Origin of the sequence: Streptomyces sp. NPDC051136 (genome assembly GCF_044455745.1) — a bacterium.
Lineage (GTDB): Bacteria > Actinomycetota > Actinomycetes > Streptomycetales > Streptomycetaceae > Streptomyces.
On record NZ_JBITFE010000007.1, the window covers coordinates 155,201 to 180,073 of the forward strand.

General features: G+C 73.6%; 24 protein-coding genes and 1 riboswitch. Of the genes, 14 read left to right on the top strand and 10 right to left on the bottom strand.

What is annotated here, in order from left to right; all coding sequences use genetic code 11:
* The first annotated feature begins 124 nt into the window (after positions 1 to 124).
* Positions 125 to 272, top strand: a riboswitch (SAM riboswitch).
* Between the two features lie 17 nt (positions 273 to 289).
* From thrC to ACIBCJ_RS21275, 7 genes are all read left to right on the top strand, one after another.
* Complete coding sequence (gene thrC / locus ACIBCJ_RS21245; protein WP_362101648.1) at positions 290 to 1,609, top strand: threonine synthase; 1,320 nt, start codon at positions 290 to 292, stop codon at positions 1,607 to 1,609.
* A complete protein-coding gene (locus ACIBCJ_RS21250) occupies positions 1,606 to 1,881 on the top strand; it encodes a MoaD/ThiS family protein (protein ID WP_133888904.1) in 276 nt (91 codons plus the stop codon). The genes thrC and ACIBCJ_RS21250 overlap by 4 nt, the downstream gene beginning before the upstream one ends.
* Positions 1,882 to 2,298: 417 nt before the next feature.
* On the top strand, positions 2,299 to 2,502 hold the full coding sequence (locus ACIBCJ_RS21255; protein ID WP_004929928.1) for a cold-shock protein: 204 nt from the start codon (positions 2,299 to 2,301) through the stop codon (positions 2,500 to 2,502).
* A 325-nt stretch (positions 2,503 to 2,827) separates the two neighbouring features.
* Complete coding sequence (groL, locus tag ACIBCJ_RS21260; protein WP_007388714.1) at positions 2,828 to 4,453, top strand: chaperonin GroEL; 1,626 nt, start codon at positions 2,828 to 2,830, stop codon at positions 4,451 to 4,453.
* Between the two features lie 256 nt (positions 4,454 to 4,709).
* Positions 4,710 to 5,840 (top strand): NADH:flavin oxidoreductase, encoded by a 1,131-nt coding sequence (locus ACIBCJ_RS21265; RefSeq protein ID WP_362101643.1) that lies wholly within the window; start codon positions 4,710 to 4,712, stop codon positions 5,838 to 5,840.
* Between the two features lie 48 nt (positions 5,841 to 5,888).
* Complete coding sequence (locus ACIBCJ_RS21270) at positions 5,889 to 7,430, top strand: carboxylesterase family protein (protein WP_365980778.1); 1,542 nt, start codon at positions 5,889 to 5,891, stop codon at positions 7,428 to 7,430.
* On the top strand, positions 7,427 to 7,774 hold the full coding sequence (locus ACIBCJ_RS21275) for a hypothetical protein (protein WP_365980776.1): 348 nt from the start codon (positions 7,427 to 7,429) through the stop codon (positions 7,772 to 7,774). Before ACIBCJ_RS21270 ends, ACIBCJ_RS21275 begins: the two co-directional genes overlap by 4 nt.
* Before the next feature lie 27 nt (positions 7,775 to 7,801).
* Here ACIBCJ_RS21275 and ACIBCJ_RS21280 read toward each other — a convergent pair whose 3' ends face one another.
* Complete coding sequence (locus tag ACIBCJ_RS21280) at positions 7,802 to 8,410, bottom strand: TetR/AcrR family transcriptional regulator (RefSeq protein WP_362101635.1); 609 nt, start codon at positions 8,408 to 8,410, stop codon at positions 7,802 to 7,804.
* Positions 8,411 to 8,503: 93 nt separating this feature from the next.
* Here ACIBCJ_RS21280 and ACIBCJ_RS21285 point away from each other — a divergent pair, with 93 nt between their 5' ends.
* Complete coding sequence (locus ACIBCJ_RS21285; RefSeq protein ID WP_365980775.1) at positions 8,504 to 9,253, top strand: SDR family oxidoreductase; 750 nt, start codon at positions 8,504 to 8,506, stop codon at positions 9,251 to 9,253.
* A 24-nt stretch (positions 9,254 to 9,277) separates the two neighbouring features.
* Here ACIBCJ_RS21285 and ACIBCJ_RS21290 read toward each other — a convergent pair whose 3' ends face one another.
* The 4 genes from ACIBCJ_RS21290 to ACIBCJ_RS21305 form a co-directional block, all read right to left on the bottom strand.
* Positions 9,278 to 9,871 carry a TetR family transcriptional regulator gene (locus ACIBCJ_RS21290; RefSeq protein WP_362101630.1) on the bottom strand — a complete coding sequence of 198 codons (594 nt, stop codon included), beginning with the start codon at positions 9,869 to 9,871 and terminating at the stop codon, positions 9,278 to 9,280.
* An 85-nt stretch (positions 9,872 to 9,956) separates the two neighbouring features.
* Positions 9,957 to 10,526: a hypothetical protein gene (locus ACIBCJ_RS21295; protein WP_362101627.1), complete on the bottom strand. Its 570-nt coding sequence runs from the start codon at positions 10,524 to 10,526 to the stop codon at positions 9,957 to 9,959.
* 90 nt (positions 10,527 to 10,616) lie between these two features.
* Positions 10,617 to 11,552 (bottom strand): N-acetylmuramic acid 6-phosphate etherase, encoded by a 936-nt coding sequence (murQ, locus tag ACIBCJ_RS21300; RefSeq protein WP_362101624.1) that lies wholly within the window; start codon positions 11,550 to 11,552, stop codon positions 10,617 to 10,619.
* Positions 11,553 to 11,686: 134 nt separating this feature from the next.
* On the bottom strand, positions 11,687 to 12,658 hold the full coding sequence (locus tag ACIBCJ_RS21305; RefSeq protein WP_393528990.1) for a MurR/RpiR family transcriptional regulator: 972 nt from the start codon (positions 12,656 to 12,658) through the stop codon (positions 11,687 to 11,689).
* 55 nt (positions 12,659 to 12,713) lie between these two features.
* Here ACIBCJ_RS21305 and ACIBCJ_RS21310 point away from each other — a divergent pair, with 55 nt between their 5' ends.
* Positions 12,714 to 13,094 carry a hypothetical protein gene (locus ACIBCJ_RS21310; RefSeq protein ID WP_362509921.1) on the top strand — a complete coding sequence of 127 codons (381 nt, stop codon included), beginning with the start codon at positions 12,714 to 12,716 and terminating at the stop codon, positions 13,092 to 13,094.
* A 10-nt stretch (positions 13,095 to 13,104) separates the two neighbouring features.
* Positions 13,105 to 13,419 carry a DUF4031 domain-containing protein gene (locus tag ACIBCJ_RS21315; RefSeq protein WP_362101619.1) on the top strand — a complete coding sequence of 105 codons (315 nt, stop codon included), beginning with the start codon at positions 13,105 to 13,107 and terminating at the stop codon, positions 13,417 to 13,419.
* Here the strand turns inward: ACIBCJ_RS21315 and ACIBCJ_RS21320 are convergent.
* Together ACIBCJ_RS21320 and ACIBCJ_RS21325 are read right to left on the bottom strand one after the other, a co-directional pair.
* Entirely contained in the window at positions 13,401 to 14,498 is a 1,098-nt protein-coding gene (locus ACIBCJ_RS21320) for a GNAT family N-acetyltransferase (protein ID WP_365980774.1), read from the bottom strand. The two genes, ACIBCJ_RS21315 and ACIBCJ_RS21320, sit on opposite strands and share 19 nt — an antisense overlap.
* Before the next feature lie 10 nt (positions 14,499 to 14,508).
* Positions 14,509 to 15,192, bottom strand: coding sequence for a hypothetical protein (locus ACIBCJ_RS21325; RefSeq protein ID WP_365980773.1), 684 nt, complete (start codon positions 15,190 to 15,192; stop codon positions 14,509 to 14,511).
* 102 nt (positions 15,193 to 15,294) lie between these two features.
* Between ACIBCJ_RS21325 and ACIBCJ_RS21330 the strand changes: the two genes are divergently transcribed.
* From ACIBCJ_RS21330 to ACIBCJ_RS21340, 3 genes are all read left to right on the top strand, one after another.
* Entirely contained in the window at positions 15,295 to 15,945 is a 651-nt protein-coding gene (locus ACIBCJ_RS21330; protein WP_362509915.1) for a TetR/AcrR family transcriptional regulator, read from the top strand.
* A gap of 10 nt (positions 15,946 to 15,955) precedes the next feature.
* Complete coding sequence (locus ACIBCJ_RS21335; RefSeq protein WP_362101608.1) at positions 15,956 to 16,639, top strand: maleylpyruvate isomerase family mycothiol-dependent enzyme; 684 nt, start codon at positions 15,956 to 15,958, stop codon at positions 16,637 to 16,639.
* An 83-nt stretch (positions 16,640 to 16,722) separates the two neighbouring features.
* Positions 16,723 to 17,412 (top strand): copper homeostasis protein CutC, encoded by a 690-nt coding sequence (locus ACIBCJ_RS21340; RefSeq protein ID WP_362509909.1) that lies wholly within the window; start codon positions 16,723 to 16,725, stop codon positions 17,410 to 17,412.
* 328 nt (positions 17,413 to 17,740) lie between these two features.
* Here the strand turns inward: ACIBCJ_RS21340 and ACIBCJ_RS21345 are convergent, their stop codons facing one another.
* Complete coding sequence (locus ACIBCJ_RS21345; RefSeq protein WP_365980772.1) at positions 17,741 to 19,786, bottom strand: ATP-binding domain-containing protein; 2,046 nt, start codon at positions 19,784 to 19,786, stop codon at positions 17,741 to 17,743.
* Between the two features lie 285 nt (positions 19,787 to 20,071).
* Here ACIBCJ_RS21345 and ACIBCJ_RS21350 point away from each other — a divergent pair, with 285 nt between their 5' ends.
* Positions 20,072 to 20,257, top strand: coding sequence for a hypothetical protein (locus tag ACIBCJ_RS21350; RefSeq protein ID WP_208298409.1), 186 nt, complete (start codon positions 20,072 to 20,074; stop codon positions 20,255 to 20,257).
* Between the two features lie 11 nt (positions 20,258 to 20,268).
* Here the strand turns inward: ACIBCJ_RS21350 and ACIBCJ_RS21355 are convergent, their stop codons facing one another.
* Both ACIBCJ_RS21355 and ACIBCJ_RS21360 read right to left on the bottom strand, forming a co-directional pair.
* A complete protein-coding gene (locus ACIBCJ_RS21355) occupies positions 20,269 to 21,912 on the bottom strand; it encodes a DNA repair helicase XPB (protein ID WP_362101599.1) in 1,644 nt (547 codons plus the stop codon).
* Positions 21,913 to 22,187: 275 nt separating this feature from the next.
* The gene (locus tag ACIBCJ_RS21360) at positions 22,188 to 24,779 is read right to left on the bottom strand and encodes a helicase-associated domain-containing protein (protein ID WP_365980771.1); all 2,592 of its coding nucleotides are present in this window, start codon (positions 24,777 to 24,779) and stop codon (positions 22,188 to 22,190) included.
* Between the last annotated feature and the right edge of the window lie 94 nt (positions 24,780 to 24,873).

Below are 24,873 nucleotides of genomic sequence, written 5' to 3' on the forward strand. Positions count from 1 at the left end.
TGATCCATCTCGCGGTACGGACGACTATCTCAACCGTCCTGGCCTTCGGTTACAGTCTTGAACAACGCGAGGGACCACCGCATGCCGGGGTCGCCGCGTGCACAACGGAAAAACAACCACATACCGCTCATCCAGAGGGGCAGAGGGATACGGCCCGATGAAGCCCCGGCAACCCTCCAGCCGGCTCTTGTCACACAGACGTGGCGAGGCTCCCGGCTAGGGAAGGTGCCAAATCCGTCTCACGGCGAGATGCGTCGTGAGGAAGATGAGGAGAAAGGGCCTCGCCTCCATGGCTGTGCAGACTGCCGAAAGCACCACGAACCCCACGAACACCGCGTCCTCCGCGAACGCCTCGGGTTCCCCCGTCGACCTCGGCCCCGCCACCGCCCTGAGCTGCCGGGAGTGCGGCCACCGGGTACCGCTCGGACCGGTCTTCGCCTGCGAGGAGTGTTTCGGCCCGCTGGAGATCGCCTACGACTTCTCCGGCCACGACACCGAAGAGCTGCGCAAGCGGATCGAAGCGGGCCCCGCGAACATCTGGCGCTACGCCCCCCTGCTGCCCGTCCCGGCCGACGTGGCGACCAAGCCGAACATCAACCCCGGCTGGACCAAGCTCGTCAAGGCCGACAACCTCGCCCGCGAGCTGGGCGTCACCGGCGGGCTCTACGTCAAGGACGACTCCGGCAACCCCACGCACTCCTTCAAGGACCGCGTCGTCGCCCAGGCCATCGAGGCCGCCCGCGCCTTCGGCTTCACCACCCTGTCCTGCTCCTCCACCGGCAACCTGGCCGGCGCGGTCGGCGCCGCCGCCGCCCGGGCCGGCTTCCGCTCCTGCGTGTTCATCCCGCACGACCTGGAGCAGGGCAAGGTCGTCATGGCCGCCGTCTACGGCGGCGAGCTGGTGGGCATCGAGGGCAACTACGACGACGTGAACCGCTTCTGCTCCGAGCTGATCGGCGACCCGGCCGGCGAGGGCTGGGGCTTCGTCAACGTCAACCTGCGCCCCTACTACGCCGAGGGTTCCAAGACCCTCGCGTACGAGATCTGCGAGCAGCTCGGCTGGCAGCTGCCCGACCAGCTCGTCGTCCCGATCGCCTCCGGCTCCCAGCTCACGAAGATCGACAAGGGGCTTCAGGAGCTGATCAAGCTCGGCCTGGTCGAGGACAAGCCGTACAAGATCTTCGGCGCGCAGGCCGAGGGCTGCTCGCCGGTCTCCACGGCGTACAAGGGCGGTCACGACGTGGTCCGGCCGCAGAAGCCGGACACCATCGCCAAGTCGCTGGCCATCGGCAACCCGGCCGACGGCCCCTACGTCCTCGACATCGCCCGCCGCACCGGCGGTGCCGTGGAGGACGTGACCGACGAGCAGATCGTGGACGCGATCAAGCTGCTCGCCCGTACCGAGGGCATCTTCGCGGAGACGGCGGGCGGCGTGACGGTCGGCGTCACGAAGAAGCTGATCGAGGACGGCGTCCTGGACCCGTCGCTCACCACGGTCGTCCTCAACACCGGCGACGGCCTCAAGACCCTCGACGCGGTGGCCGGCACCGGCCTCACCGCCACGATCCGCCCCAACCTGGACTCCTTCCGAGAGGCTGGCCTCGCATGAGCGTGACCGTTCGTATCCCGACCATCCTGCGCACCTACACCGGCGGCAGCGCCGAGGTCAGTGCCGAGGGGGCCAACCTCGGCGAGGTCATCTCCGACCTGGAGAAGAACCACACGGGCATCGCCGCCCGCGTCCTGGACGACCAGGGCAAGCTGCGCCGTTTCGTCAACGTCTACGTCAACGACGACGACGTGCGCTTCGAGCAGGGCCTGGAGACGGCGACGCCGGACGGCGCGGGCGTCTCGATCATCCCGGCGGTCGCCGGCGGCTGATCCTCCGCAGATACACCTTGTAGTGCGTATTGCCCTCTCCGTGAGAGAAGCGGAGGGGGCAATTCCATGTGATTGAGCGCGGTAGAGTTGGGGAACGCGCTCCCGATCGAAACAACGGGAACCGTTAATTCCTGCCGCTCGTCCGACAAGAAGCAGCCAAAGTGCGGGCGTATTGTGCGGCTTTTGTGCCCTTTGTGTGCCCCGACTTGACCCGAATTCAGGCGAATTCTCGCCACATTCCGGACCGGGTGCGTCCAGATTTCTCGTCCGATTGACCTGTTGCAGACGGCAGTTGGACAGATACATTCAGCCGCGGTCGACGCGTTCCGGCGCACGCCCCCAGTCGTGGGGGGCGAGGTCTGACCCGGGTCCGCGAAGTGCGGATCTGTGCAAGGGCCAGTAATAGGGGAGTTAGGCATGGCTCAGGGCACCGTCAAGTGGTTCAACGCGGAGAAGGGGTACGGCTTCATCGCGGTCGACGGTGGTGCGGATGTTTTCGTCCACTACAGCGCGATTCAGATGGACGGCTACCGCACCCTCGAAGAAGGCCAGCGGGTCGAGTTCGAGATCTCGCAGGGTCAGAAGGGCCCGCAGGCCGACATGGTTCGCCTCAGCGCCTGAGACGCTCGGCCACCACAGCACCCGGTCTTCATCCGAAGGGCCCGTACCCGCTGGGTACGGGCCCTTCGGCCTGCCCGCAGGTGCCCCGTCCCCGTGTTCGCGGGTGGCTGAGCGCGGGGCTCGATCCCCGAGAGGCGCTTGCACTCGATGGGGGCGAGTGCTAATCATTGCGTTAGCACTCTGAAGGTGAGAGTGACAACGAAGGACCGGGTCGGTGAGGCCCGCAGGCCGGGTGGGGAAGGAACCACAAGGCCGGCGAGCCGTCCGTCGCGGGCGCGGGCGCGGTCCGAAGGAATCACCCCCAGTCCTGGAGGGACCACTTCACATGGCCAAGATCATCGCGTTCGACGAGGAGGCACGGCGCGGCCTCGAGCGCGGCATGAACCAGCTCGCGGACGCCGTCAAGGTGACGCTCGGCCCCAAGGGCCGCAACGTCGTCCTCGAGAAGAAGTGGGGCGCCCCCACGATCACCAACGATGGTGTCTCCATCGCCAAGGAGATCGAGCTCGAGGACCCGTACGAGAAGATCGGCGCCGAGCTGGTCAAGGAAGTCGCCAAGAAGACGGACGACGTCGCCGGTGACGGTACGACCACCGCGACCGTTCTCGCCCAGGCCCTGGTCAAGGAAGGCCTGCGCAACGTCGCGGCCGGCGCCAACCCGATGGCCCTGAAGCGCGGTATCGAGAAGGCCGTCGAGGCCGTCTCCGCCGCCCTGCTGGAGCAGGCCAAGGACGTCGAGACCAAGGAGCAGATCGCCTCCACGGCCTCCATCTCCGCCGCCGACACCCAGATCGGCGAGCTCATCGCCGAGGCCATGGACAAGGTCGGCAAGGAAGGCGTCATCACCGTCGAGGAGTCCCAGACCTTCGGTCTGGAGCTGGAGCTCACCGAGGGTATGCGCTTCGACAAGGGCTACATCTCGGCGTACTTCGCCACCGACATGGAGCGTATGGAGGCGTCGCTCGACGACCCGTACATCCTGATCGCCAACTCCAAGATCGGCAACGTCAAGGACCTGCTGCCGCTCCTGGAGAAGGTCATGCAGTCGGGCAAGCCGCTGCTGATCATCGCCGAGGACGTCGAGGGCGAGGCCCTGTCGACCCTGGTCGTCAACAAGATCCGCGGCACCTTCAAGTCCGTCGCCGTCAAGGCCCCGGGCTTCGGCGACCGCCGCAAGGCCATGCTCGGCGACATCGCCATCCTCACGGGCGGCGAGGTCATCTCCGAGGAGGTCGGCCTCAAGCTCGAGAACGCCACGCTGGACCTGCTGGGCAGCGCGCGCAAGGTCGTCATCACCAAGGACGAGACCACGATCGTGGACGGCGCCGGCTCGGCCGACCAGGTCCAGGGCCGCGTCAACCAGATCCGCGCCGAGATCGAGAACAGCGACTCGGACTACGACCGCGAGAAGCTCCAGGAGCGTCTGGCGAAGCTGGCCGGCGGCGTGGCCGTCATCAAGGCCGGTGCCGCCACCGAGGTCGAGCTCAAGGAGCGCAAGCACCGCATCGAGGACGCCGTTCGCAACGCGAAGGCGGCCGTCGAGGAGGGCATCGTCGCCGGTGGTGGCGTGGCCCTGCTCCAGGCCTCCCAGGTCTTCGAGAAGCTGGAGCTGTCGGGTGACGAGGCGACCGGCGCCAACGCCGTGAAGCTCGCCCTGGAGGCCCCGCTGAAGCAGATCGCCGTCAACGGTGGTCTCGAGGGCGGCGTCGTCGTGGAGAAGGTCCGCAACCTGACCGTCGGTCACGGCCTGAACGCCGCTTCCGGCGAGTACGTCGACATGATCGCCGAGGGCATCATCGACCCGGCGAAGGTGACCCGTTCCGCGCTGCAGAACGCCGCCTCCATCGCCGCGCTGTTCCTCACCACCGAGGCCGTCATCGCCGACAAGCCGGAGAAGGCCGCCGCGGCGGGCGCCCCGGGCGGCATGCCGGGCGGTGACATGGACTTCTGATCGACCGCTTCCGGTTGATCGGCCGTTCCGCACGGACCGAGGGCGGCACTCCCCGCGAGGGGGGTGCCGCCCTCGGGCGTTTCCGTGGCCCGGCACCGACCGGTCCGCCCGGCCCGGCCGGTCATCCGGATGTGGCCCGGGTCACGGCGGGTGGGCGGCTGCGGACGGAATGCCGCGGCCGGGCGGGAGGGTTCACCGAGGAGTGCGATGAATGCGCGCGCACATACCGTCCGGTATCGACTTCAGGAGCCCCCACGTGACCGTCACCCCCGCCGAGGCCGCCTCGCGCGCCGCCCGGCTTCTCGCCCGCCCGGCCACGATCAACGGCCTCACCGTGCCCAACCGCATCGCGATGGCGCCGATGACCCGCATGTTCTCCCCGGGCGGCGTCCCCGGCGAGGACGTGGTGTCGTACTACGCGCGCCGCGCCGCCGCCGGTGTCGGGCTGATCGTGACCGAGGGCACCTACGTCGGTCACGACTCCGCCGGGCAGAGCGACCGCGTCCCGCGCTTCCACGGCGACGAGCAGCTCGCCGGGTGGGCGAAGGTCGCCGAGGCGGTGCACGCGGCGGGCGGCACGATCGTCCCGCAGCTGTGGCACATCGGCATGGTCCGCAAGGCTGGGGAGCCGCCCTTCGCCGACGCCCCCGCCGTGGGCCCCTCCGGCCTGCGCATCGGCGAGGACGAGCCCACCGGCACCGCGATGACCCGGCGCGACCTGGACGACGTCGTCGGTGCCTTCGCCGAGTCCGCCGCGGCCGCCGAGCGCCTCGGCTTCGACGGCGTGGAGATCCACGGCGCCCACGGCTACCTCGTCGACCAGTTCCTGTGGTCCGGCACCAACCGCCGCACCGACGCCTACGGCGGCGACCCGGTGGCCCGGACGAAGTTCGCCGCCGAGATCGTGGCCGCCGTACGGGAGAGGGTCTCCGCCGACTTCCCCGTGATCTTCCGCTACTCCCAGTGGAAGCAGGAGGCCTACGACGCCCGCCTCGCCGAGACCCCCGAGGAGCTGGAGGCGATCCTCTCCCCGCTGGCCGCGGCCGGGGTGGACGCCTTCCACGCCTCCACCCGCCGCTACTGGGTCCCCGAGTTCGAGGACTCGGACCTCAACCTCGCGGGCTGGACCAAGAAGCTCACCGGCAAGACCGCCATCACCGTCGGCTCGGTCGGCCTGGACGGCGACTTCACCAAGGCCTTCCAGGGCCAGGGCGCCCCGGTCGGCAGCCTCGACAACCTCCTCGACCGCATGGAGCGCGACGAGTTCGACCTCGTCGCCGTCGGCCGCGCCCTGCTCCAGGACCCGCAGTGGGCCGAGAAGGTCCTCGCCGGCCGCTTCGAGGCGCTCGCCCCGTACGACGCGGCGGCGATCAGGACGCTGAGCTGACGGACCCTCGGCCGAGCGCGGTGCGCACCGCGGCGTAGGGTCCGTGGGATGACGATCACTGGACCCGTGGAGTCGGCAGAACCCGTGGTGCGCACCGGCTGCGGCGCGGTGCGCGGCCGCGACGAGGACGGTCTGGCCGTCTTCCGCGGCATACCGTTCGCCCAGGCACCGGTGGGGGACGCCCGGTTCGCCGCCCCGCGCCGCCCCCGCCCCTGGGACGGCATACGCGACGCGTACGCCTTCGGCCCGCCGCCCCCGCAGGACCTCGGGGCCGTGGGGGCCGCCGCCCCGCCGGACGCCCCCGCGGGCGACGACTGGCTGACGGTCAACGTGTGGACCCCTGCGCCCGACCCGGCCGCCCGCCGCCCGGTCATGGTCTGGATCCACGGCGGCGCCTACAAGATGGGCCACTCCGGCAGCCCCGCCTACGACGCCCGCCGCATCGCCGCCGACGGCGACCTCGTCGTCGTCACCCTCAACTACCGCCTCGGCATGGAGGGTTTCGCCCACATCGAGGGCGCCCCGGCCAACCGGGGCCTGCTTGACCAGGTCGCGGCGCTGGTCTGGGTGCAGGAGAACATCACCGCGTTCGGCGGCGACCCCGGCCAGGTCACGATCTTCGGCGAGTCGGCGGGCGCCGGATCCGTGGCGTCCCTGCTGGCCATGCCCCGCGCGGCCGGGCTCTTCCGGCGGGCCGTCGCCCAGAGCGTGCCGGGCACGTTCTTCTCCACCGGACTCGCCGCCGACATCGGTAGCGCCCTCGCCGGCGAGCTGGGCCTGCGCCCGACCGTCGAGGACCTCGCGGGGATCGCACCGGACCGGCTCGTCGAAGCCGGCCAGGCCCTCGCCCCGAAGATGCCGGGCAACGTGCCGCGCTGGGGCCAGGCCGCGCCGACGGTCACCCCGTACGCGCCCGTCGTGGACGGCGAGTTCCTGCCGGTCGCGCCGTGGCAGGCGCTCGCGTCCGGGGCGGCCCGTGACGTCGACCTGATGGTCGGTCACAACCGCGACGAGAACCGCCTCTTCACCGCGATGGCGGGCAAGCTCGGCGCGGTCGGCGAGGACCGCGCGAGCGCCGCCCTACGGCTGTACGCCCCGGGCGGCGAGGCCGCCTACCGCGCCGCGTTCCCGGAGGCGTCGGCCGACGAACTCTACGAACGCGTCCAGACCGACTGGCTGTTCGCGATGCCGTCGCTGCACCTGGCCGAGGCCCACCTCGCGGGCGGCGGCCGGGCCCACGTCTACGAACTCACCTGGCCCGCACCCGCCTTCGACGGCGCCCTGGGCGCCTGTCACGCCCTGGACATCCCGCTCCTCTTCGGCACCTTCCAGGAGAGTCTCGCGCTGCTCCAGTTCGGCGGCGCGGAGCCGTCCGAGGAGGCGCTGGCCCTGTCCTCCCGCTTCCGGGCCGACTGGACGGCGTTCGCCCGCACCGGCGACCCGGGCTGGCCCGCGTACGACACGCGACAGCGCCTCGTGCGCGTGTTCGACGCCGAGCCGGCCGTCGCGCCGTACCCGGAGGAGACCTCCCGGCGCCTGTGGGAGGGCCACGCGTTCACGCCGTTGCCGCTGGTGGACCCGGAGGCGTGAGCTTCCGGGGCCTCCTGCTCGGCCTGTTCGTCCTACCGGTCGTCGCCGGCGGGTACTTCCTCACCGAGGCGGCGACCGCAGGCGACACCCCGCGGTGCGCGGGCATCATCCAGGAGTACGGGGACGCGGAGCGCTCGGGACCCGTGAAGCCGGGGGAGACGTGCGACCTGTACAACTTCACCGACGGCCGCTCGGCGGGCACGCGGACGTACGAGCAGCAGAAGAAGGCCCAGGAGGACGGGGCGGCGGACGACCACCGGACCGGGGGCCGGCGGCTGGCCTACGGCGTGGCCGGGCCGACCGTGGTCACCGCCCACCACTTCCCGGCACGCCGCCGTTCCTGACTGTGCAACGTGGCGCCCGGCGTGCCGTCAGGCGGGAGGCCAGTCGCGCAGGGCCGTGTCGGCCACCCGCTGGAGTTCTTCCCGGCCCGCGCCCCCGGTGGCCTGCACGGCGATGCCGTTGGCGAACGTCATGAGGTAGCGGGCGACGTGCAGCGGGTCGGTGTCCGGCGGCAGGTCCCCGTCGTCGACGGCCCGCCGGAACCGGTCGCGCAGTCGGGCGACGCCCCCTTCGCGCCAGTCGGCGAGCAGGTCGCGCGCGGAGCGTCCGGTCTCGCCCGCGGCCAGCGAGGCCTGGACGCCCAGGCAGCCGGCCGGGCAGTCGGGGCGGGTGCTGACCTGGACGGCACCCCGCAGGAAGGCGGTCGCCACCTCGCGGGCGGTCGGTTCGCGCAGGGCGCGGGCGACGTAGGAGGCGGGGCCCTCCTCGTAGCGTTCGAGCGCCTTGCGGAACAGGTCCTCCTTGTTGCCGAAGGCCGCGTACATGCTGGTGCGGGTGATGCCCATGGCGCCGGTCAGGTCGGTGAGACTGGCGCCCTCGTAGCCCTGCTCCCAGAAGACCCGCATGGCCTTTTCCAGGGCCTCGTCGGCGTCGAAGCCCCTCGGCCTGCCGGCCGGCCCCTTCCGTCGCGTCTCCATGCCGCCAGTCTACGTCTTCCGTATCGGTCGGTACAGATGTGCTACGGTCGCTTTCAGTACCGATCGGTACTGAAGCTATGGAGGTCATTCACCATGGGACAGCTCGAAGGCAGGACCGCCGTCGTCACCGGTGGCGGCACGGGGATCGGCCTGGCCAGTGCGGTGCGGCTGGCGGACGAGGGCGCGCACGTGTTCATCGCCGGGCGGCGCAAGGACGTGCTGGACGCGGCCGTGGAGGTCATCGGCGCCGAGCGGGTCACGGCGGTGGCCGGTGACGTCTCGGACCCGGCCGACCTGGACCGGCTCTACGACGCGGTCCGTGCCCGCGGCCGGGGGCTCGACGTGGTCTTCGCGAACGCGGCGACCGCCTCGCTCGTGCCGCTGGAGGAGATCACCGAGGAGCGGTACGAGGAGATCTTCGGCGTCAACGTGCGGGGCACGCTCTTCACCGTGCAGAAGGCGCTGCCGCTGCTCAACGACGGTGCCTCGGTGATCCTCAACGCCTCCACCGCCGCCGACAACGGAGCGGAGGCGTTCAGTCTCTACGCCGCCTCCAAGGCCGCCGTCCGGACCTTCGCGCGGGGCTGGGCCAACGAACTCAAGGGCCGTGGCGTCCGGGTCAACGCGATCTCCCCGGGGCCGGTGGACACCCCCGGGATCACCAACCTCTTCGGCGGGCCGGACGCCACCGCCGTCCAGGCCAAGCTCGCCGGGGACACGGCGATCGGCTGCATGGGGCGTCCCGAGGAGGTCGCCGCCGTGGTGGCCTTCCTCGCCTCGGACCAGAGCAGCTTCGTCCTCGGCGCCAACTGGTACGTCGACGGCGGCGAGAACCAGATCTGACCCCGCCGGGGAAAGAGCGAGGGCTCAGCCCCGGTCCGCTCCGTCCGGCGCCACGACGCGCTCCACCGCCGCCGTCACCAGCCGGTCCCGCTCCTCCTCGGTGAACACGTCCGGCAGCGTGAGCCGTTCGACGATCAGCCAGTTCAGGGCGAGCATGAGCAGCTTGACGGCCATGGCGTCGCCGGGAAGGCCGGACGCCTCGTGGTAGGCCACGTTGGCGGCCACGTCCTCGCGGACGCGCTCCGTCAGCACCGCGCGCAGCCCGGGGCGCCGGGTGGCCTCCAGGCGCAGCTCCAGCAGGGCGAGGTAACCGGTGCGGAACGAGGCGACGCGGTCGACCAGTTCACGCATCAGCTGCACGTAGGTGTCCCGGTCGCGGCCGGCCGCGCGCTGGCGGGCGATGGTGGCCTCGTCGGGGTGCAGCCGCTCGTAGACGCGGGCGCCCGCCTGGGTGAGCAGGTCGTCACGGTTCGCGAAGTAGTTGGACGCGGTGCCGGCCGGGACGGCGGCCTCGGTGTCCACCGCCCGGAAGGTCAGGCCCCGGGCGCCCTGCGCGGCCAGCACCTCGATCGCGGCGTCGACGAGGGCGGCGCGGCGCTGGTCGTTGCGTCTCACCATGTCCGGCTCCCGGCTCCGGGCGCGTACGCGCCTTCACAGTACTCCAGGCAGAGTACTACGGCTGGAGTACTGGAAGGGGGCCGGGTCAGAGGCCGCCCATCGGTTCGATGTCCACCCGCACCGGTGTGCCCCACACCCGCAGCACCTCGTAGTCGGTGAACTCGTGGACCAGCCGGTACGCCATCGCCGCGCGCGGACCGCGCAGTTGGGCCGCGATGTACAGCTCGGCCTCGCGGCGGTCGCGGCGCGGGGTGCCGCACAGCTGCCACGTCTGGCCGGTCCACAGCTCGGGCAGCCACCGCTGCTGGGGCTGCGGCCGGTCGCCCCGCACGCCGTAGCGGGAGGGGACCGGCTCGGCGGGCCGGGCGGGCAGCGGTCCGCCGTTGTACTCGGCGCGGCGGGCCGTGCGGCGGCGGGTCTCGCACAGCAGGCACAGGTCGGGGGCGGCGGCGTCCACCGGACCGTTCGGGTGCTCGGGGCAGCGGGTGCTGGGGGCCGCCGTCGTGACGCTCTCCTCCAGCTGGTCCAGCGCGCGCTTCAGGTCCGCGCGGACCTCGTGGAGCTTGGCCTCCGGAGTGTCGGCGGTCAGGGCCTCGCCGTGCTCACCGATCAGGCGCAGGGCGCGGCCCAGGGCGGTCAGCTGGGCGTGGTTCATGCTCCTCAGAATCGCACACGACGCCGACCGGTCCGGGCGGACCGCCGGACGGACCGCCGGGCGGACCGCCGGACGGGCCCGTCCGCGCGGTCAGCCGAGCGCCGCCCTCAGGGCCGCCCGCAGGTGACCGGCGGACTCCTCCAGGAGGCGGGCGGCCGTCGGGCCGTCCACGTCGGCCAGCAGGACCAGGATCGCGTGCTTGACCTCGCCGTCGGTCGCCGTCAGGGCCCTCTCGACGTCGTCGTCGCCGGCGCCGGTGGCGAGCGCGACGATGCGGCGCGAGCGGGCCCGCAGCTTCTCGTTGGAGGCACGGACGTCCACCATCAGGTTCCCGTACGTCTTGCCGAGCCGGATCATCGTGATCGTCGACAGCATGTTCAGGACCAGCTTCTGCGCCGTGCCGGCCTTCAGCCGCGTCGAGCCGGTGAGCAGCTCGGGTCCGGTGACCACCTCGATGCCGTGCTCGGCGGCGGCGGCCAGGGCGCTGTCCCCGTTGCAGGCGAGGCCGACGGTCAGGGCGCCCAGCGAGCGGGCGTGCTCGACGGCGCCGACGGCGTACGGGGTGCGGCCGGAGGCGGAGACGCCGACCACCGTGTCGTCGGCGGTCAGCGCGAGGGCGTCCAGGTCGGCGCGGGCCATCTCCGGGGAGTCCTCGGCGCCCTCGACGGAGGTGACCATGGCGCCCGGGCCGCCCGCGATCAGGCCGACGACCTGCCCGGGTGCGGTGTTGAAGGTGGGCGGGCACTCCGAGGCGTCCAGCACGCCGAGCCGGCCGGCCGTCCCGGCGCCCGCGTAGACCAGCCGCCCGCCGCGCGCCATGCGGGCGGCGATCGCGTCGATGGCGGCGGCGATCTCGGGCAGCCGCTCGGTGACGGCGGCGGGCACGGTGGCGTCCTCGCCGTTCATCAGCCGCGCGATGTCGAGGGTGGGCAGCTGGTCGATCTCGGCCAGCTCCGGCCGGAACGCCTCGGTGGTCAGCGTCTCCAACTGGGAACGGAGGTCGGGGTGGTGGGGGGTGGAGGTCATGAAAGTTTGGCTCTTTCCAGTGACGTGTGGATGCCGGGCGGTGCGAGGGTCCGAGGGGCCCGGGGCTGTGCCGATGTGCGGCTGTGCCGCGTGGGCGCGACCAGCCGCGACGGACCCGCGGTCGCGCACGGCGATCACCTGCCGCGGTCTCCCGCGACCCCGCGGAGCGCCCCGTGCCGGTGCGCCAGCGCCTCGTAGGAGGCGGCCAGCGCCGGCGCCGCCGACTCGTAGGTGCGCTGCGCCACTCCCACGAACAGGCAGTCCACGACCAGCAGCTGACTGGTCCGCGACGACATCGCCGCCGGCCGCAGCTCGCTCTCCCGGGCCGTGGACGTGGTCAGCACGTGGTCGGCGTACTGGGTGACGGGGCTGTCCGGGCGGCCGGTGATGGCGATGGTCGTCGCGCCGCGCTCGAAGGCGACCCGCAGCGGTTCGATCACGTCCCCCGTCGAGCCGGAGTGCGTGATCGCCAGGGCCACGTCCCCGGCGCGCAGCTGCACCGCGTTGGTGACGGCGAGATGCGTGTCGCCCGGCGCGTGGGCTATGAGCCCTATGCGCAGCATCTTCTGGGTGAGGTCCTGGGCGACCAGACCGGAGGCGCCGATGCCGTACACGTCGGTGCGGCGGGCGGCGGCCAGTGCGGCGACGGCCGCGCCGAGCTGGACGGTGTCCAGGCCGGCGGCGGTGTCCGCGAGCGTCTGCTGCTCGTCGTAGGCCAGCTTGGCGACCACGTCGGCGATCGGGTCGTCGACCGCGATGTCGGTGGTGATGGCGGGCGCGCGGCCGGACTGCTGCTGGGCGGCGAGCCCGGCGAGCGCGAGGCGCAGATCACGGTAGCCGGGGTATCCGAGCAGCCGGGCGGTGCGCACGACGGTCGCCTCGCTGGTGCCGGTCAGCTCGGCCAGGCCGGTGACCGTGAGGGCCGCGCAGCCGGCCGGGTCGCCCGCGACGGCCTCGGCGACCCGCTGCATGGACCGGGTCATCGACGGCGCCAGCGTGCGCACCTTGGCCGCGAGGGCGGCGGGCGCGGGCGGCGCGCTCCCGCCGCCGACGGCGCGGCGGCCCCCGGAGGCGGTGGCGAAAGTTTCCTTCAGTTCATCGGTCACTCATGAAAGATATTTTCGTTTCGGTCCGCGGGTCAAGAGTGCGCACAATGGGTGCATGGACCCCATCAGCCCCCTGGAGCAGGCGCTGCACGCCGCGCGCGCCCTGGTGCTCGCCGATCTGGTGGCGGGCGAGGTCGCCGAACCGGACGTCGTCTCACTCGTCGAGGAGTCCGTCGTGCAGCGGCGCTGGTGGGTCGAGCAGTGGCCCGAGGGCGCGGAGTTCGTGGCGGGGCTGGTCGCCCAGGACGTGCAGGACGCCCTGCTGGAGCGGTACGGCCGCTGGCCGCTGTGCCCGGTGTGCGGGTCCGGCGACCCCCATGCGCTGGACGTCGAGCCCGAGCTGGGTCCCGATCCGCACTGGGTGTGCGGCAAGGCCGGCGTGAAGGTCGCGGCGGTCGGCTCGCTGGGCGCGGCCCCCGGCGGTGCCCGGGCGTGAGGACCCTCCGGTGACCGTCTACATCGACCCGCCGACCTGGCCGGGCCACGGCCGTCTGTGGTCGCACCTGGTGAGCGACGTCTCCTACGCCGAACTGCACGCCTTCGCCGCGGCCCTGGGCGTGCCGCGCCGCGCCTTCGAACGCGACCACTACGACCTGCCCGCCCAGCGGTACGCCGACGCCGTGTCCGCCGGTGCGCTGGAGGTCAGCAGCCGCGAGGTGGTGCGGCTGCTGCACGGGGCGGGACTGCGCCGCCGCAAGGGTGCCGCCGGCCCGGGTCCCGGGGCCGCTCCGGGCGCCGGTGCTCAGCCGCGCAGTTCGTAGGCGTACTGCCCGTCGCTCTCGCCGCTCTCGCCGTCCTGGGCGGACTCCCCGGCGACCGGGGCGAACCCGGCCCGCGCGAGGACCGCCTGCGACGCGGTGTTCTCCCGGTCCGTGGTCGCGCACACGGACGTCACCTCCTCCCGTGCCAGCGCCCACGCGGACAGCGCGCGCACCCCCTCGGTCGCGTAACCCCGTCCCCTGGCCGCCTCGACGAGGTCGTAGCCGATCTCCACCCGGCCGTCCTCGTCCGGCGCCCCGTGGAAGCCCATGCCGCCGACCGCGTGCCCGTCCGCGCGCCGCACGAGCACGAAGACGCCCCACTCCGGCCGGTGCACCCCCGCCTCGTACGCCTTCAGCAGCATGCCGGCGGCGTCCCGGGTGCCCTGGAAGGGGCCGCCCCCGGCCCACGCGAAGCCGCCGTCGCCGCCCGCGGCGAGGTCGGTGGCGGCGGCGGGCGTGACGCCCTGGAGGGTGAGCCGTTCGGCCGGGACCGCCGGGTTGTTGTACCAGCGCCACTCGGTGACCGGGGCGCGGCCCGGCAGGTCGCCGCGTCCGGTGGCCCACAGCAGGGTGCGCCAGGGGTCGGCGCCCGGCCGGACGTGCGGGAAGATCCGGGTGAGCAGGTCCGTGCACAGCTCGGCGGGCGGTTCGTAAGCCAGCCCGAGGCCCTCGGCGATGTCGTGGGTGTGCAGCAGCACCTCGGTGATCCCCATCGCGGCGAAGCCCTCGCGGTCCGCGCTGCGGAAGGGGAACGGGTGGAAGGCCCGCACCTCGGGCGGAGTGGTGCGGACGGTGGCGGCGAGCAGGGCGCCGGTCGTCTCGATCACCTGGAGCACGTCCTCGCTGCCGGCGGCCTCCTCCAGCGTGATCCCGAAGGGCACGTACGCCTCGGTGGCGCGCCCGGCCAGCTGGCCGGCGTAGGAGACGAGGTCGTCGGCGACGTGCTCCGCCGTGTGCCGGCAGTCCCAGTCGAGCCGCCCGGCCCGGGTGCCGCGCCAGTCCCGGTCCGTCGCCGTCCGCAGCAGCGCGACGGCGCCCGCGACGGCCTCTTCCACCTGTTCCCCGCCCATGGTCCGCATGGGGGGCAGGCTAGACGTCCGGGGTGTCCGGGAGCGACAGCATTTCCAGCTCGCCGGTGAGGTTGCGGCGGGCGGTCGCCTCCCACTCCCGCCGCCCGTGCGGGGTGTGGAACAGGGCGGGCAGGCCCAGCAGTTGACGCAGGATCGCGGCCCGGCCCGCGCGGAAGGCGTCGTCCGGCACGAAGTGGTACTCCTCGCGGACGGCCGCCGTGTACGCCGCGTAAGCCGACGGCGGCGAGGCGAGGACCGCCAGGTCCGCGTCGCACAGCACCTGCCCGTCGCGGTCGTCGGCGGCCGGGGCGTGGGTGACGGTGAGCCGGACCAGCCGGGCCACCTCGGCGGTCTTCTCCGCCGTCACCCCGGCCTCGGGCAGCGCGCGTTCGGCGAGCCGGGCCGAGCGCTCCTCGTTCTCGGACCGGTCGGGCAGGTACACGGCGTCGTGGAACCAGGCGGCGAGGCGTACGACGTCCACGTCCCCGGCGTACTCCGCCAGCACGTCGACGTGGTCCAGGACGGCGGTGAGGTGCGCGAGGGTGTGGTACCGCCGCTGCGGCTCCTGCCAGCGGGCCAGCAGGTGGTCGGCGTACGGCGCGGGGTCGGGGGCGGCGGTGCCGGGAGCGGTGACTCCCGCCAGGGCACGGGCGAACCGGTTGCGCAGGGCGTCGAGGGCGGCGGGATCGGCGGGGGCGGCCATGGGCGCATTCTTCCAGATAATGATCGTGATAGCTTCTAACCGACCTGAGGAGATCCGGGCCGGGCGAGCCGGCCGAGCCGGGCGAGAGGCGGCGGACGGACCATGCCGGAGGCGCGCACGAGCACCCCGCGGGAGCGGTACCGCACCCAGGTGCGCGCGGAGATCAAGGAACACGCCTGGGAGCAGATCGCCACGGCGGGTGCCTCCGCGCTCTCCCTCAACGCGATCGCCAAGCGCATGGGCATGAGCGGACCCGCGCTCTACCGCTACTTCGACGGCCGCGACGAGCTGATCACCGAACTCATCCGGGACGCCTACCGCAGCCAGGCCGACACCTTCCGCGCGGCCGCCGAGGCCGGCGCCGACGCGGCCGCCCTCGCGCACGCCCTGCGCGCCTGGGCCCTGGACGACCCGCAGCGCTACTTCCTCATCCACGGCACCCCCGTCCCCGGTTACCACGCACCCGGCGACATCACCGAGATCGCCGCCGAGACCATGGCGGTCATCGTCGACGCCTGCGCCGCGCTGCCCCTGCGGGAGGGCGACGCCGACGCCTTCGACGCGCACCTCGACACCCACCGGCAGTGGGCGGGGGAGCGGGCGGCCGACCCGGCCGCCCTGCACCGGGCCCTGTCCTTCTGGACCCGGCTGCACGGCGTCCTGTCCCTGGAACTCGCGGGCCAGTTCACCGGCATGGGATTCGACCCGGCTCTTCTCTTCGACGCCGAACTGAAGGACCTGCTCGGCCCCTAACGTGGAGTCCATGACGACTCCCGCAGACCTGCACGACGTACGCGACCCCGAACTGCCCGGCCGGCTGCTGCTGCTCGAACGCGACGAACTGGTGCCCCTGCTGCGCTCCCGCCCGGACGCGGACTTCGCGCTGCCGGTGGCCGCGTGTCCCGGCTGGACCGTGCGCGACGTGCTGGCGCACTGCTCCTCCGCGCTGCTCCGGGTGGTGGAGGGCCGGTTCGAGAAGGGCGTCTTCTCGCCCGAGTGCAACGACCGCGACATCGCCGAACGCGCCGACTGGAGCAACGCCCGCGTCGTCGACGAACTGGAACGCGGCATGACCGAGGCGGGTCCGGTGATCGCCCGGTCGGACCCCAGGCTGGACGCCGTCGCCCTGGGCGAGTGGGTGCACGCCGGTGATCTGCGGGTGACCTTCGGCGAGCCGGGGGCGTACGCGGGGCGCGGACTTCCGGAGGCGCTCGCGCTGCTCGGCGCGGTCACCCGGGCGCGCGGTCACGTGCCGCTCCACGCCGACCTCGACGACCTCGACGAACCCCTGAAGCTGGGCGAGGTGAGCGGGGAGCGGCCGCCGGGCCGGTTCATCGGTGACGGCGCCACCCTCGTACGGCTCTACGCGGGCCGCCCCCTGGACGGGGCGGCCGGGTACGAGCTGGCCGGGGTGGAGGAGGCGGAGCTGAACATCTTCGGCGACTGAGCGGCGGCACGGGCACCCGGGCCTGCCGCCGGGGCGTAGTCTGGATTGGACTAGACCTGTAGCAGGCCGACGAATGGGGTCCCATGAGCAAGCGTGCAGTCCTGGAGGTGATCGCCCTCGACGTCGAGGACGCGGTCGCCGCCCAGGCCGGAGGCGCGGATCGCCTCGAACTGGTCACCGACATGGCGGCCGACGGACTCACCCCGTCGGCCGCGACCGTCGCCGCGATCCGGGCCGCCGTCGACATCGACCTGCGGGTGATGCTGCGGCTCGCGGACGGGTTCGCCGCCGGTGACGTCGAGCGGCTGACGCGCGTCGCCGGCGAGCTGCGGGAGGCCGGGGCCACGCAGTTCGTCCTGGGGTTCCTCGACGCGGAGGGCGACGTGGACCTCGGCGCGGTGGAGCGGATCGCCAAGGAGCTGGAGGGGTGCAGCTGGACCTTCCACCGCGCGATCGACCGGGCCGCGGACCGGGACGCGCTGCGCAAGCAGCTCGCGGACTTCCCCGGCCTCGACACCTACCTGACGGCCGGGTCCGCCGACGGCGTGGACGAGGGCCTGACCGTGCTCCTCGCGGAGGCGCGACGGCGCGGGGAGCCGGGGTACGAGCAGCAGCTGCTGGTGGGCGGGGGCCTGCGGCTGGAGCACGTGCCCGGCCTGCTGGACGCGGGCATCGACGGCTTCCACATCGGCGGCGCGGCGCGGCCGGCGGGGTGGGAGGGGCCGGTGTCGGCGGACGCGGTCGCGCAGTGGCGGCGGGTCCTGGGCGAGTAGCCGCCCCCAGCCGCGAGCCCGTCGTGCCTCCCCCGGTGCCTGAACGGCCCGGGAGGTGCCCCCGGGGGCGGCACGGGCGGGGAGGCCGCCCCCGGGGCGGCGAGGCACCCGGCCGGCGCCGGTCGGCCTCGCCCCGTACCCCGGCGCACACTGCCCCTGTGCTCCAGGTCGCCCAGCCCCTTGACCCGCGGTTGGAGCACCGAGCGCACGGGCGCGACGACGACGGAGACCGAGCCGGTCTCGGGGTTGTCGGGACGCGGGTGCGCCGAGCGCCGCGGGACGACCGAGCGGCGGCCGACGGTGTCGCCGCGTCCAGGGCGCCGGCGGCTCACCCCAGCTGCGGCGGCAGTCCCGTCGCGTGGGTGACGACCAGCCCCGACACCGCTCGGGTCAGCGCCACGTACAGGCGGCGCAGCCCCGTCCGTTCGTCCGGCTCGCCGTCGACCACGGCCCGCGGCTCGTCCAGCACCACGTAGTCGTACTCCAGGCCCTTGGCCAGCGAGGCCGGGACCAGGGTCAGGCGGGTGGCCTGCGTGGTCTCCTCGCCGGGGCCGACGTGGCCGATTCCGGCCGCCGCCAGGGCCGCCGCCAGCTCCGGCACCCTCGCGTCGGCGGCGATCAGCCCGACCGAGCCCTCCCGCTCCAGCAGCTCGCGGCACGCCGCCACCACGTCCGCCGTCCCCTCCGGGGCCGTGCGGATGTCGAAGAAGCCCGGGTTCTCGCGGATCGACGCCACCGGCGTCAGCCCCGGCGCGATGTGCGGCAGCAGCCGGGAGGCGTACGCGATGACGTCCGTCGGCACGCGGAAACCGGCCGTCAGCTCCTCGACCACCGCCTCGCCCTTGCCCAGGTGCCCCAGCGCCTCCTCCCAGCTCCGGGTCGCCCACGGCGTGGTGCCCTGCGCCAGGTCGCCGAGGACGGTCGCCGAGCCGGTGGTACAGCGCCGGCCCACCGCGCGGTACTGCATCGGGGAGAGGTCCTGCGCCTCGTCCAGGACCACGTGGCCCAGGGAGTGGGTGCGCTCGATCAGGTCCGTCGCCTCGTCGATCAGTACGGCGTCGGCGGGCGACCACCGGGCGGACTTCACCGAGCGGGCCGGCTTCACCCACAGCACCGCCTTCTGCTCCTCCGGGGTGAGCACCCCCTCGGCGTGCTCGGCGAGGAAGTCCGCGTCGGTGAGCAGCCGCAGCACCAGCTTCGCCGGGTCCACCTGCGGCCACACCGACTTCACCAGCGCCTTCACGGCCGCGTTGCGCGCCACCGTGTTCTGCACCCGGTCGTCCGGCGCCTCGCCCGCCCGCTCCATCTGCACCAGCACGGCGTGCGCGATCCGCTGCGGCAGCGCCTCGCGGGCGGCGCCGTAGCGGATGTCCCGGGCGAGCAGCTCGCGGACGATGTCCTCCAGCTCGTACACCGGCACCCGCCAGCGGCGCGAGCCGCGCACCACGACGACGCCCTCGGCGGGCGGGGTGACGTGGGAGTAGAGGGCCCGGCGCAGCACCTGGGCCATGCGGGCGTCCCCCTTGACGACCGCCGTCGCCGCCTCGTCCGCGCCGCGCACCTCGACGTGCGCCACCAGGTCGTCGACGGTCGCCTGGCGGACCGCCAGCTCGCCCAGGGCCGGCAGCACCTGCTCGATGTAGTGCAGGAAGGACCGGTTCGGGCCGATGACCAGGGTGCCGGTGCGGGCCAGGCGCTCGCGGTGCGCGTACAGGAGGTAGGCGACCCGGTGCAGGCCGACGGCGGTCTTCCCGGTGCCGGGGCCGCCCTGCACGCAGACCGAACCGGCCAGTCCGGCGCGCACGATCTCGTCCTGCTCGGGCTGGATCGTCGCCACGATGTCCCGCATCGGTCCGACGCGGGGCCGTTCGATCTCCTGCTGGAGCAGCTTGCTGGTGGTCGCCGCCTCGGCCGGGTCGGACAGGTGCTCGTCCTCGTAGGCCGTGAGGTCGCCGCCGGTGTATCCGAAGCGGCGGCGCAGCGAGACGTCCTGCGGGTCCTTCTTCGAGGCCCGGTAGAACGGCTGCGAGACCGGCGCACGCCAGTCGATCACCATCGGGTCGCCGTCCGCGTCGTGCACGTGCCGGCGCCCGACGTAGAACCGCTCTCCCTGCGCCCCCTCGGCCCGCTCGGCACCCGGAGCGTGCAGGTAGTCGAGCCGGCCGAAGAACAGGGGGGTCCCGCTGAGGTCGGCCAGCGCCTTGATGCGCTCCTCGATCTGCCGCTCCAGGACGGCGGCGTTGACCCAGTTCGCGGTGACGTCGGAGATGTCGAGCGACTCCACGTCCGCCCGCATCGCGCGCAGGGCGGAGCGGGACGCGGCCAGATGGGAGCGTTCCCTGGACAGGGGGTCGTCGTGGACGGGCGTGGACAAGGGGGTGCCTCCGGATGACCTGCGGTGCGGTGGGCGCGGAACGCGCGGTGGACCGACCGGTTTCCGTCCGGACGGCGGCACTCCGTGGGGAGGCGGGCAAGAGCGGAGAGTGTAGGGGAGCGGACCCGGCGCGGGCCAACCGTTTTCCCCGCCGCGGGACATCCCCTAGGGGATCACGTCATCCGCTCCGGGGGATGCGCTCCCTCCACGGTAGGAGCGGAGGCCGGCGAGGACTGGGTCCGCAGACCGATGCGGGCCGGGGGTGTGCGGTCGCACCATGGAGACATGAGCGCAGCAACCATCTCCCCCGCCCCGGCACCGGGCCGCGCGTCCGGTGCCACGCCCGTGGCCGCCGGCCACCGGCACCGGCTCGGTGACACCCTGCGCGCCGTCAGGGTGTTCGCGGGCGCCGCCTTCGACGTGGTCGTCCTCGGCGAGTACGGCGAGGAGGCCGGTGTCCGCCGGCACTGAGACCGCCGGCCTCAGCTTCCCTCCAGCACCTCGTCCGCGTCCATGATCCGGTAGGCGTAGCCCTGTTCCGCCAGGAAGCGCTGGCGGTGGGCGGCGAAGTCCTGGTCGAGGGTGTCGCGGGCGACGACCGAGTAGAAGTGCGCCTGGTGCCCGTCGGCCTTCGGCCGCAGTACCCGGCCCAGGCGCTGGGCCTCCTCCTGCCGCGACCCGAAGGTGCCCGACACCTGGATGGCGACCGTCGCCTCCGGCAGGTCGATCGAGAAGTTCGCCACCTTCGAGACGACGAGCACGCTGATCTCGCCCTGCCGGAAGGAGTCGAAGAGCTTCTCCCGCTGGGCGTTGGACGTCTCGCCCTTGATCACCGGAGCGCCCAGGTGCTCGCCCAGCTCGTCGAGCTGGTCGATGTACTGGCCGATGACGAGGATCTGCTGGCCGGCGAAGCGCCGCACGAGCGCCTCGGTCACCTTCCGCTTCGTGTCGGTCGTCGCGCAGAAGCGGTACTTCTCCTCCGCCTCGGCGGTCGCGTACGCGAGCCGCTCGGAGTCGGTCAGGTTGACCCGGACCTCCACGCAGTCGGCGGGTGCGATGTAGCCCTGCGCCTCGATCTCCTTCCACGGCGCGTCGAACCGCTTCGGGCCGATCAGGGAGAACACGTCCGACTCGCGGCCGTCCTCGCGCACGAGGGTCGCGGTGAGACCGAGGCGCCGCCGGGCCTGGAGGTCCGCGGTGAACTTGAAGACCGGCGCCGGCAGCAGGTGCACCTCGTCGTAGACGACCAGCCCCCAGTCCCGGGAGTCGAACAGCTCCAGGTGCGGGTAGACGCCCTTGCGCCGGGTCGTCAGCACCTGGTACGTGGCGATGGTGACCGGCCGGATCTCCTTGCGGGTGCCGCTGTACTCGCCGATCTCGTCCTCGGTCAGCGACGTGCGCTTGATCAGCTCGTGCTTCCACTGCCGGGCGGAGACGGTGTTGGTGACCAGGATCAGCGTCGTCGACTTGGCCTGCGCCATCGCACCCGCCCCGACCAGCGTCTTGCCCGCACCGCAGGGGAGGACGACGACCCCGCTGCCGCCGTGCCAGAAGTTCTCCACCGCCTGCTCCTGGTACGGGCGCAGCGCCCAGCCGTCCTGGGCCAGCTCGATCGGGTGCGCCTCGCCGTCGACGTACCCGGCGAGGTCCTCGGCCGGCCAGCCCAGCTTCAGCAGCGTCTGCTTGATCTGCCCCCGCTCGGAGGGGTGCACGGCGACCGTGTCGGCGTCGATGCGGGCGCCGACCAGCGGCGCGATCCGCTTCGACTTCAGCACCTCCTCCAGCACCGGGCGGTCGGTGGTCGTCAGCACCAGACCGTGCGCCGGGTGCTTGGAGAGGGTGAGGCGGCCGTAGCGGTCCATCGTCTCGGCGATGTCGACCAGCAGCGCGTGCGGCACCGGGTAGCGGCTGTACTCGACGAGCGCGTCCACGACCTGCTCGGCGTCGTGCCCCGCGGCCCGCGCGTTCCACAGGCCCAGCGGGGTCACCCGGTAGGTGTGGATGTGCTCCGGCGCCCGCTCCAGTTCGGCGAAGGGCGCGATGGCCCGACGGCAGTCGCCTGCCTGCTCGTGGTCGACTTCGAGGAGCAGGGTCTTGTCGGACTGGACGATCAGCGGACCATTCACGGGCGGCACCCTTTCGCGTGCGTACGGCCGGACGACGGCTCGGCCAAACGTCCAGTGTGCCTGATCGCGGCGCCAGGCCTGCCGGAGAGCGACGCCGAAGACGTCGACGAGCGCCCCCTCCGGCGCCGCGGTCCCCGCGGCGAACGCCACGACCGGCGCCGCGGTGGGGGCGGCGCGGCGGGCGGCCGTATCTCGATCACCCGGAGTGGTGTGCGTGCACGACCGCGTGCCCCCGGACGGGCGGCGCGCCTCGTGCGCGGGTGCCGTCCGCCGGTTCAGCCCGCGTCGTCGGCCAGCTCCGCCACGCCCGTGACCCGGTGCAGGGGGTAGGTGCGCACCTCGTCCGCCGTGTGGTCGTACGCCGTCACGAAGCCGCCCTCGACCCGGATCGGCGCGATCACCCGCTGGCTGGCCGCGCCCTCGGCGTTCACGTAGCCGATCCACAGCGCCTCGCCGGTCAGTACCGCCGCCTGCATCGTGGCCAGCGTCTCGGCGGCGCCCGTGCGGGGCAGCGTGCCACCCGGCGCGCCGCTTCCGTCGCCGCCCTCGGCGTCCCCGGGGCCCGGCTTGCGCGGGGCCGTGGAGGCCAGGTCACCGGCGCGCACGGCACGGATCGCCGCCGCCAGAAGCGTGTCGTCGGGCGCCGGCGGACCGTCCGGGACCGGCTCGGGCGCCGACCGCGGCGGGGTGCGGTGGGAGTCCGCGCGGGCGATCAGCACGTCACCCGCGGCGGACTCGGCGGCCGGCGCGAACCCGATCGCCCGCAGCCCCTCCAGCAGCGCCGCCGGGTCGGCCTGCGCGGCCAGCACGGTGGGCGCCAGACGGCGCAGACCGAGGGCGGCGGCCCGCCGGTCGGCGAGGATCTCGTCCAGCGTCGCGTCGTCGTCGCAACGCACGTACGCCGAGGCCGCGCCCACCCGCAGCCGCCCGTGCCGCCGGGCCACGTCGTCGATCAGGTACGTCAGCGGCTGCGGCACCGGCGTACGGGAGTGCCGGGCGAGGAACGCGTGCAGGTCGGAAGCGCTCTGCCCGGCGTCCAGCGCACGGCGCACCGACCCCGGCGTGAACCGGTAGACGGTCGCCCCGCCCTTGGACTCCACGTCCGCGAGCACCCCCAGCACGTCGGCCAGCCCGCGCTCCAGCGGCCCCGGCGCCACCGCCGTCAGGTCGGCCTGGAGCAGCACGTGGTCCAGCGGCTCGGGGAAGAGCGGAGCCAGCAACCGGGCCGCGGCCGCGGCGGCGGCGGCCCGCTCCGCGGGGGTCGGGGGAACGACCGCCGTGGCCGTGCGGTGATGGTGGACCGGGAGCTTGGCGCCCGGTCCCTCCGGCCCCTCCGGCTCCTCCCGAGATGCCGGGCGGGGCGCCTCGGGCGCGCCGATCAGCGCCCGGCCCGGCGCCGCCAGCGCACCGCGCCCGGTGACGCCCAGCAACTCCGCCTCCGACAGCGTCCACCGCGCGATCCGGCTGCGTAGATCCTCCTCCTGTGCCGCTCCCGCCCCCCGCTGCGGGCCGCGCAGCGGCCGCTCCCAGCGCAGCCGGGCCAGCACCGACTCCTCGACGGGCGAGGCACCCTCGGGCAGCGCCGCCAGCAGGGCGAGCACCCGGTGCCGCACCTCCGGCGCCGCCGAACGGTCCAGGTTCGGGCCCAGCGCCGAGAGCGTGCGGTCCTTCGCGTCCCGCCCGCCGACCACGCCCGCCGTCCGGGTCGCCGTCAGCCACGTTTGCGCGAGCAGTACCCACCGCTCGGCGGGCGGCAGTTCGCGCCACTCGTCGTACGCCGGGGTCGCGGCGTAGCGTTCCTCTGCCTCGCCGTCGGAGGCGATCAGACCCGCCCCGTAGGCCAGTTCGACCCAGAAGGCGGCGACCGGCTCCGGCACGTCCAGGGCGACCGCGGTCCGCTTCAGGTCGCGCACGCTCAGACCGCCGGCCCGCAGCACCGCGGGGCCGCCCTCGTCCCACTCCTTCAGCAGCTCCTCCACGGTCGCCAGCGCCGCCAGGGCCTGCCCGGCCGCGGTGGCGTCCACAACCTGTGGACGGTGCGCGGCGGCCGCCTCCACCGGCGGCGGCACCGGCTCGGGCACCCGGTGCGCCCGGCCCGCGCGCAGGTGCAGCGCGACCTCGCGGGGCAGCACCACCGTGCCGGGCGCCGTCGGCAGCAGCAGTCCGCGGTCGAGCAGCGCCCGCAGATGCGCCGCGGGGTCGTGGGTGACCTGGCCGTACGGCGGACCCCACACCAGACGGGCCAGCACCTCCCGGGACTCCTCGGGCAGTCCGCCGAGGAGCGCCGCCATCCGCCGCCGGTCGGCGAAGAGCGCGCCGAGCGCGGACACGGCGGAGACGGAGTCATGGGTCGAGGGCAGCCCGACGGTGGCGAGGATCTCCTGGATCCGGCCCGGGGACATCCCCGCCGTCGCCTCCCGCACGGTCGGACCGAGCCCCGTCGGGGACGGATGCTGAGCGGAGGGGGCGAGCAGCTCACGGGCGGTGCGCACCAGCCGCAGCCGGTCGTCGGCGCCCCACACCAGCGCCTGCTCGCGCAGCAGGGCGGCGGCCCGGGGCAGCGCGGCGGCGACGACCGGGTCCTCCTCGTCACCGCCCATCAGCGCCAGCAGCTCCCCGTACGACGCCGGGTCGGGCGCCACGGCCAGCGCCTCGGCGGTCTGCAACGCGAACCGGTCGAGGCGCTCCAGCGCCCGCACCACCGAGGCGCGGGTGCCGGCCCGGGTCGCCAGCTGGGTGAGGTCGGTCGGCACGGGTGTGACGAGGTCCGGACGGCTGCGCAGGAGGGCGGCCAGCGAGACGTCGTCCCTGACGCGGAGCGCCTCCGCGAGGGACCGGGGGGCCGCGGACTTCTCCTCGGTGCTCATCCGGTCCACGTTAGCGGGTGGGTACGACGGCGGAGGTGTGCGTGCGACGGTGCGGTGCCGTCGGCCGGCCGCCGAGAATTGGGTACCGTCGTCC